The 16,638-nt window shown below is 72.8% G+C and carries 16 protein-coding genes; 9 read left to right on the forward strand and 7 right to left on the reverse strand.

What is annotated here, in order from left to right:
- Nucleotides 1–13 precede the first annotated feature (13 nt).
- Nucleotides 14–1,468 (reverse strand): FAD-dependent monooxygenase, encoded by a 1,455-nt coding sequence (locus EOT10_RS30340; RefSeq protein ID WP_127831586.1) that lies wholly within the window; start codon nucleotides 1,466–1,468, stop codon nucleotides 14–16.
- Between the two features lie 153 nt (nucleotides 1,469–1,621).
- Between EOT10_RS30340 and EOT10_RS30345 the strand changes: the two genes are divergently transcribed.
- Nucleotides 1,622–2,194: a TetR/AcrR family transcriptional regulator gene (locus EOT10_RS30345; protein WP_127831564.1), complete on the forward strand. Its 573-nt coding sequence runs from the start codon at nucleotides 1,622–1,624 to the stop codon at nucleotides 2,192–2,194.
- 128 nt (nucleotides 2,195–2,322) lie between these two features.
- Here the strand turns inward: EOT10_RS30345 and EOT10_RS30350 are convergent, their stop codons facing one another.
- The 3 genes from EOT10_RS30350 to EOT10_RS30360 all read right to left on the reverse strand — a co-directional run bounded on the left by EOT10_RS30350 (nucleotide 2,323) and on the right by EOT10_RS30360 (nucleotide 5,145).
- Entirely contained in the window at nucleotides 2,323–2,562 is a 240-nt protein-coding gene (locus EOT10_RS30350) for a hypothetical protein (RefSeq protein ID WP_127831565.1), read from the reverse strand.
- Between the two features lie 20 nt (nucleotides 2,563–2,582).
- The gene (malQ, locus tag EOT10_RS30355) at nucleotides 2,583–4,682 is read right to left on the reverse strand and encodes a 4-alpha-glucanotransferase (protein WP_127831566.1); all 2,100 of its coding nucleotides are present in this window, start codon (nucleotides 4,680–4,682) and stop codon (nucleotides 2,583–2,585) included.
- Nucleotides 4,683–4,896: 214 nt separating this feature from the next.
- Nucleotides 4,897–5,145 (reverse strand): hypothetical protein, encoded by a 249-nt coding sequence (locus tag EOT10_RS30360; RefSeq protein ID WP_127831567.1) that lies wholly within the window; start codon nucleotides 5,143–5,145, stop codon nucleotides 4,897–4,899.
- A 322-nt stretch (nucleotides 5,146–5,467) separates the two neighbouring features.
- Here EOT10_RS30360 and EOT10_RS30365 point away from each other — a divergent pair, with 322 nt between their 5' ends.
- From EOT10_RS30365 to EOT10_RS30390, 6 genes are all read left to right on the forward strand, one after another.
- The gene (locus tag EOT10_RS30365; protein WP_127831568.1) at nucleotides 5,468–8,464 is read left to right on the forward strand and encodes a glycoside hydrolase family 84 protein; all 2,997 of its coding nucleotides are present in this window, start codon (nucleotides 5,468–5,470) and stop codon (nucleotides 8,462–8,464) included.
- Nucleotides 8,465–8,535: 71 nt separating this feature from the next.
- Nucleotides 8,536–9,159, forward strand: a complete 624-nt coding sequence (locus EOT10_RS30370) for an RNA polymerase sigma factor (protein WP_431313338.1) — start codon at nucleotides 8,536–8,538, stop codon at nucleotides 9,157–9,159.
- Entirely contained in the window at nucleotides 9,156–10,019 is an 864-nt protein-coding gene (locus tag EOT10_RS30375; protein WP_127831570.1) for a zf-HC2 domain-containing protein, read from the forward strand. Before EOT10_RS30370 ends, EOT10_RS30375 begins: the two co-directional genes overlap by 4 nt.
- A 5-nt stretch (nucleotides 10,020–10,024) precedes the next feature.
- On the forward strand, nucleotides 10,025–10,819 hold the full coding sequence (locus EOT10_RS30380) for an ABC transporter ATP-binding protein (RefSeq protein ID WP_189492257.1): 795 nt from the start codon (nucleotides 10,025–10,027) through the stop codon (nucleotides 10,817–10,819).
- Nucleotides 10,816–12,189 carry a hypothetical protein gene (locus EOT10_RS30385; RefSeq protein WP_127831571.1) on the forward strand — a complete coding sequence of 458 codons (1,374 nt, stop codon included), beginning with the start codon at nucleotides 10,816–10,818 and terminating at the stop codon, nucleotides 12,187–12,189. The genes EOT10_RS30380 and EOT10_RS30385 overlap by 4 nt, the downstream gene beginning before the upstream one ends.
- Entirely contained in the window at nucleotides 12,186–12,788 is a 603-nt protein-coding gene (locus tag EOT10_RS30390; RefSeq protein WP_127831572.1) for a hypothetical protein, read from the forward strand. Before EOT10_RS30385 ends, EOT10_RS30390 begins: the two co-directional genes overlap by 4 nt.
- A 25-nt stretch (nucleotides 12,789–12,813) precedes the next feature.
- Here the strand turns inward: EOT10_RS30390 and EOT10_RS30395 are convergent, their stop codons facing one another.
- Both EOT10_RS30395 and EOT10_RS30400 read right to left on the reverse strand, forming a co-directional pair.
- Nucleotides 12,814–12,993, reverse strand: coding sequence for a DUF397 domain-containing protein (locus EOT10_RS30395; protein WP_127831573.1), 180 nt, complete (start codon nucleotides 12,991–12,993; stop codon nucleotides 12,814–12,816).
- Between the two features lie 3 nt (nucleotides 12,994–12,996).
- Nucleotides 12,997–13,839 (reverse strand): helix-turn-helix domain-containing protein, encoded by an 843-nt coding sequence (locus EOT10_RS30400; protein ID WP_127831574.1) that lies wholly within the window; start codon nucleotides 13,837–13,839, stop codon nucleotides 12,997–12,999.
- 262 nt (nucleotides 13,840–14,101) lie between these two features.
- Here EOT10_RS30400 and EOT10_RS30405 point away from each other — a divergent pair, with 262 nt between their 5' ends.
- The gene (locus tag EOT10_RS30405) at nucleotides 14,102–14,614 is read left to right on the forward strand and encodes an ATP-binding protein (RefSeq protein WP_127831575.1); all 513 of its coding nucleotides are present in this window, start codon (nucleotides 14,102–14,104) and stop codon (nucleotides 14,612–14,614) included.
- Between the two features lie 136 nt (nucleotides 14,615–14,750).
- On the opposite strand, the gene EOT10_RS30410 is transcribed toward EOT10_RS30405, so the two are convergent.
- A complete protein-coding gene (locus EOT10_RS30410; RefSeq protein WP_189492251.1) occupies nucleotides 14,751–15,812 on the reverse strand; it encodes a mechanosensitive ion channel family protein in 1,062 nt (353 codons plus the stop codon).
- 258 nt (nucleotides 15,813–16,070) lie between these two features.
- Here EOT10_RS30410 and EOT10_RS30415 point away from each other — a divergent pair, with 258 nt between their 5' ends.
- Nucleotides 16,071–16,607, forward strand: a complete 537-nt coding sequence (locus tag EOT10_RS30415) for an HNH endonuclease (RefSeq protein WP_127831577.1) — start codon at nucleotides 16,071–16,073, stop codon at nucleotides 16,605–16,607.
- The last annotated feature ends 31 nt before the right edge of the window (nucleotides 16,608–16,638 follow it).

Below are 16,638 nucleotides of genomic sequence, written 5' to 3' on the forward strand. Positions count from 1 at the left end.
GACCGGCCGGAACCTAGCTCCCGAACCCGATCCCGTACGGGTCGAAGCCCCGCGAGAGGTCCGCTCCCGCATCCGCCGCCGAGTCCGACGCCCACGCGACATATCCGTCGGGGCGTACCAGGAGCGCCGTGCGGCGGTCGCTCGACCAGTGGGTGACCACGTAGCGGCCGTCGCTGTCGTGGTCGGTGCCTTCGGGCAGGATCAGGACGAACTCCCCGTCGCGCAGCGCCTCGTAGAGCCTGCCCTCCTTGAGGGTGACGTCGGGGACGCGGGTGCCGACGAGGCGGTGCGCGCCGCGCGGGCGCGGGTAGGCGTAGCCGACGCCGGTGATCTGGCCGATCATGCGCGTGCGGGCGGGGCGGACGCGGCCGAGGAACGCGGTGAGGGCGGCGCGGGCCGCCAGGGTCCAGGGGCGGTTGGCCATGGCGAGCCGGATGATGCCGCCGCTGCTGCGCAGGACGGCCTTGCCGACGGGGTGGCGTTCGGCCTCGTAGGTGTCCAGAAGGCCTGAGGGCGCACGGCCGTTGAGGACGGCGGCGAGCTTCCAGCCGAGGTTGGCGGCGTCCTGGAGGCCGGTGTTCATGCCCTGGCCGCCGGCCGGGGTGTGGACGTGCGCGGCGTCGCCGGCGAGCAGGACGCGGCCGACGCGGTACGCGGGCGCCTGGCGCTCGTCGCTGTGGAAGCGGGACATCCAGCGGGCGTCGTGCATGCCGTAGTCGCGGCCGAGGGCGAGCCGGGCGACCTCCTTGATCTCGTCGAGGCCGAGGGGCTCGGACTCGGGGACGTCACGGGAGCGGTTCCAGCCGATCACGCGGTAGTAGCCGTCGCCGAAGGGCGCGATGAACGCGAAGGCGTCGCCCACGGCGTTGGCCGTGAGGACGTTCTCGGGCTCCTCGGTGAGCTTCACGTCGGCGAGGACGACGGAGCGGATGACGGACTTGCCGGGGAAGGGCAGCCCGACGCTCTCGCGGACGGCACTGCGCATGCCGTCGGCGCCGACCACGTACGCGGCCCGCAGGGTCTCCGGCTCGCCGCCGGACACCCGCACCTGGAGGCTCACCCCGTCGGCGTCCTGGGTGAGGCCGGTGACCTCGGTCTCGTACGAGAAGTCGACGCCCGCGTCGGTGGCGCGCCGCAGGAGTGCTGCCTCGACCTCGTACTGCGGCAGGACGAGGAGGTGCCGGAAGCGGGAGGGGAGGTCGGTCAGGTCGACGGTGAGGCCGCCGAAGAGGCGCAGCTTGTCGAGGGCCCGGCCCTTGGCTTCGAGGCCGTCGGCGAGGCCGCGGGCGTCGAGCTGTTCGAGGGTGCGGGCGTGCAGGACGAAGGCGCGGGAGAGGTTGCTGACCTTGCGGGGACGCTTCTCGACGACGGTGACGGGGACGCCCGCGGCGGCGAGGTCCCCGGCGAGGAGCAGTCCGGTGGGTCCGGAACCGACGACGATCACGGTGCGAGGAGTGGTGCCGTTCATGGTGGCCTCCTGGGTCCCGGCGGTCATTGCGCGGTCATTGCGCGGTCTGCGCGGCCTGCGCGGTCATTGCCAACACTTGTTGGTCAACGTCTGTTGGCAAACGTAGGGGCGCAGCTATGGACTGTCAACAGGTGTTGGCCTACGTTTGTTGGCATGACAGGAACCACCTCCCAGGCACGCCGCTCGGACGCCACCCGCACCGCGATCCTCGCCGCCGCCCGCGAGCGCTTCGCGGCCGACGGATACGAGCGGGCCACGATCCGCGCCATCGCCAGGGACGCGGCGATCGACCCGTCGATGGTGATGCGCTACTACGGCAACAAGGAAGGGCTCTTCGCCGCGGCGATCGACCTGGACCTGCGGATGCCGGAGCCGTATGCCGGGCCGGACGGGGACGCCGGCCGTGTCCTCGTACGGCACTTCCTCGACCTGTGGGAGGAGAACGAGGTGCTCACCGCGCTGCTGCGGGTCGGCGTCACCAACGAGGCCGGGGCCGCGCGCATGCAGGAGCTCTTCAAGGAGCAGATACTGCCGGTCGCGCTGCGCCTGTGCCCGGACCCCGCCGAGGCACCGACGCGGGCGGCCCTCGGCGCGTCACAGGTGCTCGGGCTCGCCCTCGGCCGCTACGTGCTGAAGTTCCCGCCGACCGTGGCGATGAGCCGCGACGAGATCGTGGAGTGGCTCGCGCCGACGATCCAGCGCTATCTGACGGCCGAGCGGCCGTGACGGTCTGAGCGGCCGTGACGGTCCGGGCGGCCGTGACGGTCCGGGCGGCGGAACGCGCCGAGGGCGCCCCCGGTGCGCGGTGCACACGGGGACGCCCTCGGCGACGAAGGAGGTGAGAGGTGCGGCGGTCAGCCCTGGTTCTGCTGCTTGCGGGACTTGTCCCCGACCATCACGAGGCCGGCGATCACCAGGAACAGCACGATCGGCGCCACGACGTAGAGGCCGATGGTCTCGATGACCGAGAGACCCTGACCGGGGTCGTCGCCGTCGTCGCGCGTCAGCGCGAGCGCGGGGGACGACATGAGCAGCATCATCAGCGTCGTACCGGCAGCCAGGGCGCCGGCGCGCAGGGCGTTCTTCTTGTCCACGGTGCAAACGTAGCGAACACCTAAACGGGCCGCGCGCCCGGGGGTGCCGTACGGGGCAGTCCGGCCTTGAGGACGCCGAGGAGCGCGTGGGCCCGGGGCGAGGCCGTGAGCTCCTCGAAGGTGACCGGCCGGCCGGTCGGGCCGGCGATCGGGAGCCGCCAGTTCGGGTACTGGTCCCAGGTCCCCGGCAGGTTCTGCGGGCGCCGGTCGCCGACCGTGTCGGGCAGCCACACGCCGATCATGCGGGCCGGGGTGAGCAGCAGGAAGCGGTGGACGGCGCGGATCTCCTCCTCCTCGCACAGAGCCTCTCCCCCGCCGCCGGGCAGCAGTCCGAGACGCGCGAACAGGGCGGTCCACTCAGCGACTTCCGCGGTGGCCTCGGCCTCCTCCTTCTCGAGGGGCTGCCCGAGAAGGCCGAGCCGGTCGCGCAGGCGTACGTGGTCGCCGGTCAGCCGGGCCGCGGTGGACGGCAGGTCGTGGGTGGTGGCGGTCGCGACGCAGTCCGTGCGCCACCGCTCGGGCGGCACCGGGCGGCCCGTCCCCTCCCAGTCCCGCTCGAACCACAGCACGGATGTGCCGAGCACCCCGCGGGCGCCCAGGGCCTCGCGGACGCCGGGCTCGACGGTGCCGAGGTCCTCGCCGATCACGAGGGCTCCGGCGCGGTGGGCCTCCAGGGAGAGGACGGCGAGCATCGCCTCCGCGTCGTAACGGACGTACGCGCCCTCGGTCGGTGGCTGTCCGGCCGGCACCCACCAGAGCCGGAACAGGCCCATGACGTGGTCGATGCGGACCGCTCCCGCGTGGGCGAACAGGCCGCGCAGGAGCGCGCGGTACGGGGCGTAGCCGGCCCGCGCGAGACGGTCGGGGCGCCATGGGGGCAGGCCCCAGTCCTGGCCGCGGGAGTTGAAGGCGTCCGGGGGCGCGCCGGTCGACATGCCCTCGGCGACGATGTGCCGCTGGGCCCAGGCGTCGGCGCCCGCCGGATGCACGCCCACGGCCAGGTCGTGGACGAGTCCGACGGGCATGCCCGCGTCGCGTGCGGCGCGCTGGGCGGCGGCGAGTTGCGCGTCGGTGAGCCAGGCGAGGCGGCTGTGGAAGTCGACGCGGTCCCTCAACTCGGTACCCGCCCGGGCGGTTTCGGGCGAGGCGGGGTCGCGCAGGGGCTCGGGCCAGGTGTGCCAGTCGGGGCCGTGCCGCTCCGCGAGCGCGCACCAGGTGGCGTGGCGCTCCAGGTCCGTGCCCTGTTCCGCGAGGAAGTCCCAGTAGGCGGCGCGGCGGCCGGGGCTGAGCGGAACGCGCAGGACGAGGTCGAGGGCGCGGCGCTTGAGGTCCCACACGGCGTCGCGGTCGATGAGGGCGCCCTCGCGCAGGACGCCGTCGCGCAGCCGGGCGGCCCCGGCGAGCAGCTCGCGGACCCGGTCGCGGTCGGCGTCGGGCAGGTAGGCGTACTCGGGGACGTCCTCGACGCGCAGGTGGACCGGGTCGGGGAAGCGGCGCGACGACGGGCGGTACGGGGAAGGGTCGGTGGGTCCTTCGCCGCCGGGTACGGCCGCGTGGAGCGGGTTGACCTGGATGAAGCCGGCCCCGGCGGTGCGGCCCGCCCAGGCGGCGAGGTCGGCCAGGTCTCCGAGGTCGCCCATGCCCCAGGATCTCGCCGACAGCAGGGAGTAGAGCTGGACGAGCAGCCCGTACGTGCGCTCGCCGGGGGTGCGCACGCGGGGCGGGGCGACGATCAGGTGGGCGTCGGCGGCGGTCCCTTCGGGGGTGGTGGCGCGGAGCCGGTGGACGCCGAGGGGGACGGTGCCCGGCGGCTGCCAGTCGTCGACCCGTTCACCCTCTTCGGTGACGAGTCGGAGGGTCACCCCTTCGGGTAGGTCCCGCGCCCAGGCCGGGGCGGGCTCGCCGGACCACAGGACGACGGTCGGCGGCAGCAGCCGCTCCTTGTCCTCCGTCTCGCGCGCGGCCAGCGCGTCCCGTACGGACTCGGGGGTGCGCGCGTCGACCCCGAGGGCGGCGAGGACGGCGACGAGCGCGGCGTCCGGGGCCCGGACGGTGCGGCCGGGGGACGGGGAGTAGGACGGGGCGACCCCGTGCAGCTCGGCGAGGCGGGCAAGGGTCACTTAGGGCCTCTCTTTTGGATCAGGCCGACGGCGACATCTGCGGCTGCCGCCGCGGGGGGAGCGGGGTCTGGTGCCGTGCATCGCAAGGCGGAGGAGGGAGTCGACGCGGTGGGGGCACCTCCCAGCGGTAGCTGGGGGACGTCGGCGAGTGACGACAACGCCGCGAGGTGCGGTGCCAGGGCCCGCGAGCCCGGCATGATCCAAAAGAGGGGCCCTAAGCCCCCGAGGGGTCCAGGCCCGCGGCCGCACCACCGGTGGAGGAGGGCTCGCTGGTGAGGGGGGCGACGTCGATGAGGGCGGGCTCGCTGGTGAGCGGCTCCGCGTCGGCGAGGGGCGGCTCGCTGGTGAGGGGAAGCTCGGCGCCGAACGCGAACTCGTCCGGCAGCGGCAGGGCGGGGGCGGGCAGGATGACGTCCGCCTGTTTGGACAGGGCCGAGAGCAGAAGGTGCGCTGATGCGGCCATGAAGGCCTCCCTTTTCGCGGTTCTTCGCGGGTCTTGTCGTCGATCTTCTCGTCAGTGACGGTCTCGGCAGCTCTACCCAGCGAGCACGAACGCAGACATGCACGGCCGGACAACGTGGTACTGGTCACATTCTGTTCGCTGGGCGGATCCGCGCCAGTGGGCGGCCCGGAACACGTCTTCCCGCCGTACCCTGCCGGGCAATTGCGGCACAACGGCCACTCTCGTTGACACTCCGGGCCGGTCAGTGGTGGGCTCCGGTTGCCACCCTGGGACAGCCGTGACCGGTCCCACCAACGAGCCATGACCGATTGAGGAGTGAGCCGTGCAGCTCCGGCGCCGCAGGAAGGGGGCGGCGGCGATCGCTGTCGCCGTCATCGCCAGTGCGCTCGGAAGCGCGCCGGGAGCCGTCGCCGCTCCCCCCGGCGCCCCGGTCACCACGGGTGACCCCTGGGGAGACCGCGAGAGCGACACGGGGCTGCCCGCGGTGTGGCCCCGGCCGCAGTCCGTACGGGCTTCCGCCGACGGGGTCTCCGTGACCGACGAGGTGGTCCTCGTCGCGAGCCGGGACGCCGACACGTACGCGGTGGACGCTCTGCGGACCCTGTTGCGCGGGGCGGGGGCGCGGCACATCACGCAGGTCGCGGACGAGGCCTCGGTGCCCGGCGGTGCGGCGCTCGTCGTGCGCGTCGGCTCCGTGGCCGTGGGGACGCCGTCCACGGACGACGGGAAGGCGGCCGGCACACGGCTCGGCGGCCGGGCGCACGGCCACGGCCGCAGCCTCGACGGGACGCTCGGCGCACTCGGCGCGCCCGCCCGCAAGGACCTGCCGTCCGGCGGGTACCGGCTCGCCGTGGGCCGCGCGGACGGCCGGGACACGGTCGCGATGGAAGGCGTCGGCGACGACGGGCTTTTCCACGCGGTGCAGACGTTCCGGCAGCTGGTGCGCGGACGGCAGATCGCCGGGGTCGTCGTACGGGACTGGCCGGGGACCGCCGTGCGCGGCATGACGGAGGGTTTCTACGGGACTCCGTGGACGCGTGAACAGCGGCTCGCCCAGCTGGACTTCATGGGCCGCACCAAGCAGAACCGCTATCTTTACGCGCCGGGCGACGACCTGTACCGGCAGGCGCGGTGGCGCGAGCCGTATCCGGCCGGCCCGCGCGCGGACTTCCGGGCGCTCGCCGAGCGGGCGCGCGCCAACCACGTGACGCTGTCCTGGGCGGTGGCGCCCGGGCAGGCGATGTGCATGTCGTCGGACGACGACGTGCGGGCCCTGAACCGCAAGCTCGACGCCATGTGGGCGCTCGGCGTGCGGGCGTTCCAGCTCCAGTTCCAGGACGTGTCGTACAGCGAGTGGCACTGCGACGCGGACGCGAAGGCGTTCGGCTCGGGCCCGAAGGCGGCGGCGCGGGCGCAGGCGCGCGTGGCGAACGCGGTGGCGCGGCACCTCGCCGCCCGCCATCCGGAGGCGGGGCCGCTGTCCCTGATGCCGACCGAGTTCTACCAGGACGGGTCGACGGAGTACCGGGGCGCGCTCGCGAGCGGGCTCGACGACTCCGTCGAGGTCGCGTGGACGGGCGTGGGCGTGGTCCCGCGCACCATCACGGGGCATGAACTGGCGGGCGCGCGACGGGCGTTCGGGTCCGCGCACGACCTCGTCACCATGGACAACTATCCCGTCAACGACTACGCGCAGGACCGCATCTTCCTCGGCCCGTACACGGGCCGCGAACCGGCGGTGGCGACGGGCTCGGCGGCGCTGCTCGCCAACGCGATGGAGCAGCCCGCGGCCTCCCGCATCCCGCTGTTCACGGCGGCGGACTACGCGTGGAACCCGCGCGACTACCGCGCGCAGGAGTCCTGGAAGGCCGCGATCGACGATCTGGCCGGCGGTGACGCGCCCACCCGTGAGGCGCTCGGCGCGCTGGCGGGCAACGACGCGTCGTCGGTGCTCGGGGAGGACGAGTCCGCGTATCTGAAGCCGGATATCTCCGGCTTCTGGGACTCCCGTACGACGATGGTCACGGACCGCGCGCGGTTCGAGTCGGCGGCGAAGCGGCTGCGGGACGCGTTCACCGTGATGCGGCGGACGCCGGAGCGGCTGCGGTCGACGCCGCTCGACACCGAAGTGCGGCCCTGGAGCGACCAGTTGGCCCGCTACGGGGAGGCCGGGGAGGCGGCCGTGGACATGCTGCGCGCGCAGGCCCGCGGCGACGGTGCGGCGGCGTGGCGGGCGGCCAGGCTGCTCGACCACCGGCGGGCCGGACTGAAGGGCCGCCAGGTCACGGTGGGCGAGGGCGTCCTCGACCCGTTCCTCGACCGGGCGCAGAAGGCGTACGCGCAGTGGGCGGGGACCGGGCACACGGGCGCGGCGGGCGACGCGACGGCGACGTTCGCGCGGGCCCGCAAGCTCGCGGCGGTGACGGTCCTTGCCGACCCCGGCACCCGTGGCACCGTGCAGGCCCATGTGCCGGGCGCGGGCTGGAAGTCCGTCGGCACGCTGTCGGACACCGGATTCACCGAGCACAGGCCCAGGGACCTCCGTGCGGACGCGATCCGCGTGACCGGCGCCCCGAAGGACGCGGTCCGCCATGTCGTCCCCTGGTACGCGGACTCCCCCGAAGCGTCGTTCGAGCTGGGCCGCACGGAGCTGGACGCGGAGATCGGCGGCGCGGCGCGGCGGGTGACGGCGCGCCTGACGTCACAGCGGCCGGCCGACGTCGAGGGGCGGCTCAGCGCGAAGGGCCCGCACGGCATCAGGGTGCGGCTGCCCGCGCAGGCGAAGCTCCCACGCGGCACGGAGGTGATCGCTCCGGTGGACATCGCGGTCCCGGCGGGCACTCCGGCGGGCACGTACGACGTCCCGGTCAGCTTCGACGGCACGACGCGCACCGTGGCGGTGCGGGCGTATCCGCGTACCGGGGGCCCGGATCTGGCCCGGTCCGCGAAGCCCTCGTCCTCGGCCGACGAGACGGCGGACTTCCCGGCGTCGGCCGCCAACGACGGTGACCCGAGGACCCGTTGGTCCTCCCCCGCCGATGACGGCGCGTGGTGGCAGGCCGAACTGACGAAGCCGGTACGGCTCGGCCAGGTCGTCCTCCACTGGCAGGACGCGTACGCGAAGGGCTACCGGATCCAGACGTCCAGCGACGGCAGGACCTGGCGCACGGCGGCGACGGTGAAGGACGGCCAGGGCGGCCGCGAGTCGGTCCGCATGGACGCCCGCGACACCCGCTTCCTCCGCATCCAGGGCGACAAGAGGGCTACGAGGTACGGGTATTCCCTGTGGTCGGTGGAGGCGTACGCGGTCGCGGACTGAATCCTCCCGTGCGCGCGTGAACCGGCGACGGGCACCGCAGCGATAGACGGGGTGTGAGACTGTTCCGCCCCGTGGGGGGCCATCGAGACGATCAAGGGGACGCGGCTCTGCTGCGGGCCGTCGCGGACGGGGACTCCGCCGCGATGGCCGCGCTCTACGACCGGCACGCCGGGTGGCTCTACGCCCGGCTGACCCGGCGGTGCGCGGACCCCGAGGTCGTCCGCGAGGTACTGCAGGACACCTTCATGACGGTGTGGCGGTCGGCCGCCTCGCACCGGGGCGAGCAGGCCGGCGGCTGGCTGTGGGTCATCGCGGCGCGCCGTCTGGTCGACTCGCAGCGGGTGCAGGAACGCCGTACGCGGCTGGAGGAGAACGGTTCCCGGGCCCAGGACCCGGGCGGCGCCGCCCGGGAACGGCCCGTCGCCGCGGCTGCGCCCTCGGCCGAAGAGCACGTCCTGGCCGGTCTGGAGTACGGAGACGTGGGCACGGCCCTCGACCGTCTGTCACCGGAGTTGCGCCAGGTGCTGCAGGCCACGGTCGTCGACGGCCTGACCACCCGCGAGACCTCTCGGCTGCTCGGCATACCCGAGGGCACCGTCAAGACCCGCGCGATGCGAGCCCGCCGCGAACTGCGCGCGGCACTGGCCGCGTTGGGGGCGGCCGACGCACTGGAACCGATGGGAGGCGCCGTATGAGCGACTGGCATGTGAACGCGTCCACCGCCGAACGCTACGTGGACGGCACTCTCGCCGAGCCGGACTGCTGGTCCGTGGAACGGCATGTGGAGGGCTGCGCCCCCTGCGCGGGCCGTGTGTCGCGGGCGGTGGGGGCCGGGCCGGCGGGCGTGCTGCTCGGTGACGTACGGGCTTCGCTGCTCGCGCGGGTGCAGGGGGAAACCCTGGCGCCCGCGCAAGGTCGGCTGCCGACCCGGCTGTGGTGGGCGGTGGGGCCCGCACTGCGCGGGGCCTGGGCGCTCGCGCTGGTCGTCGTCGCGGCGGGGGCGGTGGGGCTCGCCCGCGGGGCGGACTTCGCCGGGGCGCGGTCGCTGCTGCTCGCGCTCGCGCCGGTGATCCCGGTGGCCGGGGTCGCCGTGTCGTACGGGCGGCACACCGACCCGCTGCATGAGATCGCCGCCTCGACGCCGCGTGGCGGGCTGCGGCTGCTGCTCATGCGCACGGTGGCCGTGCTGGCGGTGAGCCTGCCGGTGCTCGCCGTCGCGGGCCTGCTGCTGCCGGGCACCTCGGTGACGGCGCCGGGTCCCGCGACCTGGCTGCTGCCGGGCCTCGCACTCACCCTCGCCGCACTCGCACTCGGCGGCTACGTCGGCTCCCGCACCGCCGCGGCCCTGGTCGGCGGCGGCTGGCTGCTCGCGGTGGCGCTGCCCTGCCTGGGCGGGTCCGCGCCGGCGCAGACCCTCGCCGAACGCCTCGGTGAACAGCTCTCGCTCTACCTCGACGGACAGACGGCACAGACGAGTTGGGCGGCGGCACTCGTGCTGTGCGCCGCTGTCGTCGCCGTACGCAGAAACGTGTACGACCACTGGGAGACGATGTGACCACGATGACCCGGCCGACCACCGGTACCGGCGCCGTACAGGTGTCGGGCCTGACCGTTCGCCACCGCCGCACCACCGCCCTGGACGGCGTGGACCTGGACTTCGGCACCGGTGTGCACGGACTGCTCGGGCCCAACGGCGCGGGCAAGACCTCCCTGATCCGGGTCCTGGCGACCGTGGCCCGGCCCACGGGCGGCCGGGTGGAGCTGTTCGGCGGCGACCTGACGGCACCGCGCACCCTGCGTGACGCCCGCCGCCGACTCGGCTATCTCCCCCAGGACTTCGGCTACTACCCCGGCTTCACGGTGCGCGAGTTCGTCGCGTACGTGGCTTGGCTGAAGGAGATGCCCGCGGACACGACCCCGGCGGCGGTCGAGCGGGCCGTGGCCCGGGTCGGCCTCGCGGACCGGATCGACGCGAAGATCAGGACTCTGTCGGGCGGCATGGTGCGCCGCGTGGGCATCGCGCAGGCCGTCGTCAACGCGCCACAGCTGCTCCTGCTCGACGAGCCGACGGCGGGCCTCGACCCCGAACAGCGCGTCGAATTCCGTTCCTTGCTGAGGGAGTTGGGCGAAGAAGCCACCGTCATCGTCTCGACACACCTGGTGGAGGACGTCGCCGCGGCCTGTACGGACGTGACGCTGATCGAACGCGGCCGGGTCGCCTATCGCGGCACCCCGCAGTCACTGGCCGCGCTGGGGCGCGACGGCGACGAGAGCGACGGCAACACCACCGAGCGCGGCTACACCGCGGCCCTGCGCGCCCACCGCACCCACCTCACAGGCGGGGGCCAGGCATGACCGCACTTCTCGACCGCCCGGCCACCGACGCGCCGCCCGGGCCCAGCCGTGCACCACACCCTTTCCGCGTGGAGCTGCTGCGCGGCCTCGCCCCGTGGGCCGGCCTCGCACTGTTCCTCACACTCGCCTGGGCACTCATCGCCAAGTCGGCCACCTGGCAAGGCAGCTGGAGTGAGACCACGGTCGCGCTCCGCATGGCCGGCGTCATGCTGGGCGGCCCGCTCGCGCTCGCGGCGGGCTGCTGGCAGGGCGCACGGGAAAGGCGGCGGCGCACCGACGAGCTGCGCGCCTCGACGGCCCGAGGCCCACTGGCCCAGTTCATGACGGCGGCCCTGCCCCTCGCGCTGTGGGTACTGGCCGTGTACGCCGCGACGGTCGGGGCGGCCCTGCTGGCCTGCGCGCCCTACGCCTCACCGGGCGGCCTCGCGCCGACCGTGTTCCTCTCCACCGGCGCCGTACTGGTGGCCTGCACCCTGACCGGCCACGTGGTGGGCGCACGCCTGCCGTGGCGACTGACGGCACCGGTGCTGGCGGTGGCCGCGTTCGGAACGTTCGGCCTGTCCATGAACGCGTCGGGAGTGGCTGGTCTCCTGGGCCCGATACCGGAATACGCCCCCGACTTCGAGCTGCTCGCCTGGTGGCACCCGCTGCTCACGGCCGGATGGTTCCTCTCCCTCGCCTCGACGGCGGTGCTGGCTCACGCCGCATGCCGCCGCTGGTCGGCGCTGATCACGCTCGCCGCCGCCGCCACGACGGCGCTCGTGCTGTCCGGGACGGGCGACACCATGACCCACCGCGACCCGCGCGCCGGGCAGCAGGTCTGCACCACGACGACCACGCCGCAGATCTGCGTCAACGCCACCCGCGCCGCGCTCCTGCCCGAGGTGACGAAGGCACTGTCGGGCCTCACCGACCGCCTGAAGGGCGTAGGAAATCTCCCGGCGCGCTTCGAGGACCTGCCCCGCCGGTCGCACGCCGACGAGGCGGAGCTGCCGACGCTCACGCCGTACGGCTGGACCGTGGTGCGCGGGAAGATCGCCGACCACGACCGGTACGCATGGGAAGCGGCGATGCAGATGGTGGAGGCCGACTGCGCGAACCCGCAGGCCCCGGGCCGAGTCGAGATCGCGGACCGCGCGGTGGTGCGGTATCTCGCACCCACCGACCCCCAGGACTCGATGCGCGAGCACCGCTTCGAGTCTGCGCGCGCCGCGGACGACCAGGCGGAACTGCGGCGCCTCACGGCCGAGCAGAAGGCCTACGACCACCTGCGGACCATGAGCACGGCCGACCGCCGCGCCTGGCTGACCCGCTACTTCGCGCCCGCCGACCGCTGTGCCCGTACGGAGAGCGAGGTACCGGCGCTGTGACCTCGTTCGCCCTCTACGCGCGCTCCCGCGCCCTCCCCACCACCCTCGCCGCGTTCGCCGCGGCGACGCTCTTCACCCTCTGGGCGGCGACCCGCCCTGAGACCTACGTGGACCCGCAGCGGCGCATCCCGCTCCTCGCCCTGGCCCCCTTGCTCGCCACGTCGGCGATCGGCGTGAGCCTGCACCAGTACGCGCAGGAACTGGACCGCACCGCCGCCCGCCCCTGGTGGCGGCTGCGCCTGGCCCACCTGCTCGCCCTGACCGCGCTCGCCGCGCTGCTGCTCGCCATGGCCGTGCCGGGCCACAGCCAGGAGTTCGGCGCGGTGGCGATGGTCCGCAACATCCTCGGGGCCACCGGCATCACGGCAGCCGCCGCGGTGCTCGTCGGCGCCCGGCTGAGCTGGCTGCCGACCCTGCTCTATTTCGGGGCGGTCTTCCTGTCGTACTCGGCACCACACCTGAGGACCGCCACGGTATGGACCTGGTCCATGCAGCCGGGGCCGCAACGGGCGGCGTGGGCGGTGGCGATGACCGCCTTCGTCGTGGGCGGAGCGCTGTACGTGGCCGTGGGCACGCGCAGGGAGCGGGAACGCTCGTAGCGCGGGGCGCCTTCGGTGAGATTCGTCAGCGCAGGGAGGCTGTGAAGTCGGCCCAGGCGGTGGGAGTGAGACGGAGTATCGGGGCGTCGGCGTCTGCGTCCTTGGAGTCTCGGACGGCGACGGTTCCGGGGATGTTGCGGGCGACTTCAACGCACTCGCCGCCGGTGTTGCTGTACGTGGACTTGGTGAAATCGAACCCGTGCATCTGTCAGATCTCCTGGCGAATGGTGTCGATCAGCAGGACCGAGTCGTGCTGGGCGAGACTCAGCCGAGCCGTGCGGTCGAAGAACCCACCGTATGCGGCGCTCTCGGCCTCATTCTCCACCCACACGGTTGACGCGATGGTGTCGGCGTGAACCACGTCCACGGCCTCGGTCTCGGCGAACGAGACGATGGTGAACGGGCACGTGATGGACGGGTGCCCGCCCGCGCGGTACGGCAGCACCTGGAGCCGGACATTCGGAAGCCTGACCAACTCCAGCAGGCGTTCCAACTGGGTTCGCATCGTGTCCGGGCCGCCGATCAACTGCCGCAGCGCCGCTTCCCAGATGACGGCGTACACCTGGAGTGGGCGTTCGTCGTGCAAGCGCGCCTGGCGTCGCATACGGATCTCGACGAGGCGCTCGATCTCGTCGGGGTCCTCCCATACGCCCACACCTTCACTGACCGCCAGCGAGCGTGCGTATTCGGCGGTCTGGAACAGCCCAGGAACAAGAGAGAGTTGCCAGGTACGCACGCGGCTCGCGGCATCTTCCAGGGCGATGTACTCGGACAGCGCGCCCGGGTGGGGCGAGTGCTGCCACCACCCCTTGGCCTTGCGCCGCTCCCGGTCCAGCCTGGCCAAGTCCAGGAGCCGGGCAACGGCCTTGGGGTCCTCGAAGCCGTAGAACTCGCACAGGACCCGAATGTCCGGGTCCCGCATCGGAACCCATCCGCGCTCCATCTTCACGATCTTGGTACCGGTCGCGTTGATGGACTCGGCGGCCTGCTGCTGAGTCTTGCCCGCCTCGTCGCGCAGGCGCAGGAGTTCTCCACCGAGCCTGCGCCCCAAGACAGTTGATGCTCGATTTCCTTCGGGCTGCGTCGATCGCTTCACGGACACAGTGTGTCCTGTGAGCGTCACCGGGTCGACAGCATTCACACTTTGGGGAAGAACTTCCCAGAATTGATTGCTCCAGAGAAGCGCTAGTCGCTACGGTCAGTACTCAACCGCCCACCCAGCGAAGCCAGTTGGCGGAAGTGCACCGCCCTGCCCACACGCAGGATCGGCACAGCCACCGCCAACTCGCCGACCACACAACGAGGTGTGAGTCATGGCCGAACCCGAACCCGAGCGCGAACCTCAAGCCGTACCCCCGCCTGCCCTGCACGAGGACGTGCTGGACTACACCCCGACCTCGCGCAGCGTCCCCCTCGCCAGGCACCGAACCGCGAGGCTCGTGACCGAGTGGGGCCACCCCGCCCTCGCGGGAGACGTCGCACTCACGCTCTCCGAGTTAATGACGAACGCCCTCCTGCACGGCAGCCTCCGCGACCGGCTGATCCGCGTACGGGTCGCCCTGGCCGCCGCCACGCTCCGTGTCGAGGTGAGCGACCCCAGGGGCGAACGCCTGCCGAGATCGCGCCTCGCGGACGGGACGGACCAGTTCGGGCGGGGCCTGCTCCTCGTCGGGGCGCTGGCCGACCGGTGGGGATGCGAGCCGAGGAACGGACCCGGCAAGACCGTGTACGCGGAGTGGCGGCTCGACTGCGGGGCGTATCCACTCGCGAGCGAGAAGGAACGCCAGGAATGGCGTTCGCGCCGCCCATCGCGAGGTAGCCGGTGAATGACTGGCACCGGGAGTGCGGCTCGACTACCTGACGGACGCGTGAGGGGAACGGATCGTGCTGGTCCAGATCACCTGGTTCGGCTGATCCGGGACCGGGCCGCCCGCCCCCCCCTTGCTTATTCGTGTGCCGCCCCTACTTCGACATGTTCGGCGGTGCGAGCGGGGACGCCGCCAGGGACTGCGGGGACGTGCTCGACGCGTATGCGGACGGGGCCGCGACGCCCGCCGACGGGTCGGCGGTGGGCTCGTCGCCGGCCTGGGCCGGGACGCGGCCCACGATGCGGATGCCCGCCTCGTCGAAGGCCTGCTTGATGCGCCAGCGCAGCTCGCGCTCGACCGAGAGGGACTTCCCGGGCATGGTCTTCGCCGAGAGGCGGACGACCATCGAGTCGAGGAGCACGCTGTCCAGGCCGAGGACGTCGACCGGGCCCCACAGCGTCTCGTTCCAGGGCTCGTCCTTGCTCATGGCGAGGCCGACCTCGGTCAGCGTCTCGCGGACCTTCGTCAGGTCCTCGTCCGAGCGGACGGTCACGTCGACGCCGGCGGTGGACCAGCCCTGGGAGAGGTTGCCGATGCGCTTGACCTCGCCGTTGCGGACGTACCAGATCTCGCCGTCGGCGCCCCGCAGCTTGGTGACGCGCAGGCCGACCTCGATGACCTCGCCGGAGGCCACGCCCGCGTCGATGCTGTCCCCGACGCCGTACTGGTCCTCGAGGATCATGAAGACGCCGGACAGGAAGTCCGTGACGAGGTTGCGGGCGCCGAAGCCGATGGCCACACCCGCGACGCCCGCCGAGGCGAGCAGCGGGGCCAGGTTGATCTGGAACGTGCCGAGGATCATCAGGGCGGCTGTGCCGAGGATCACGAACGAGGCGACCGAGCGCAGCACGCTGCCGATGGCCTGCGAGCGCTGCCGGCGGCGCTCCACATTGACGAGCAGGCCCCCGAGCGCGGTGCCGTCGACGGCCTGGGCCGTGCGGTTCATGCGCTCTATGAGCTTGGTGATGGCCCGCCGGATGGCCACTCTGAGGACGGCGGCGATGACGACGATGAGCAGGATGCGCAGGCCGATGCTCAGCCACGTGGACCAGTTCTGCTGGACCCAGCTCGCGGCGTTGGTGGCCTGCTCCTGGGCGTCCTTGAAAGCGGTCGGACCCGATGGATCGCCGGGGGCCGACAGGACGGACAAGATCACGGCAGAAACCTCCAGGCATAGCGGCCGCCCGTGGAAAAAAGGTAACGGGCAGATACACCACACTAACGGGGCATCGTGAATGGATCGTTGCTCTGTTCGAGGGAGAGACGGTCCTCACCTGGGGATGTAGGAGGTGTGGGCGAAAACACTCCCAGCCCGTTACCGGCACATGGTGGCGCTTCCACCAGCCATGAGGGGAAACTGACTACAGATCGTCCCGGCGCGAGCCACGCGCCGCCGACGCCCAAGGAGGCACCCGTGCCGCATGTCCTGGTCCTCAACGCGTCGTACGAGCCACTCGGCGTCGTACCGCTCCGCCGCGCGCTCGTTCTGGTCCTCGAGAACAAGGCCATGTGCCTCGAGGAGTCCGGCGCCTTCATGCACAGCGCAACCCACACTGTCCCCGCACCGAGCGTGGTCCGCCTCAAGCGGTTCGTGCGGGTCCCCTACCGGGGGCCCGTTCCTCTGACCCGGCGGGCGCTGTTCGCCAGGGACGGCGGGCGGTGCATGTACTGCGGTGGCGTCGCAACCAGCGTCGACCACGTCATTCCCAAGAGCCGCGGCGGCCAGCACGCGTGGGAGAACGTGGTCGCGTCCTGCCGCCGCTGCAACCACGTCAAGGCCGACCGTCACCTGGTCGAGATCGGCTGGCGCCTGCGGCACACGCCGGCCCCGCCGACCGGGCTCGCCTGGCGCATCATCGGGACCGGGCATAGGGATCCGCGCTGGCTGCCGTACTTGCAGCCGTTCGGCGCGGACGAGGCCCTGGCCCGGATCGAAGGCATTTCCGCCTGACAACGATCCGGGTCTTTGCGTTCCGGGCCCG

The organism is Streptomyces antnestii, assembly GCF_004005495.1.
Taxonomy (GTDB): domain Bacteria; phylum Actinomycetota; class Actinomycetes; order Streptomycetales; family Streptomycetaceae; genus Streptomyces; species Streptomyces antnestii.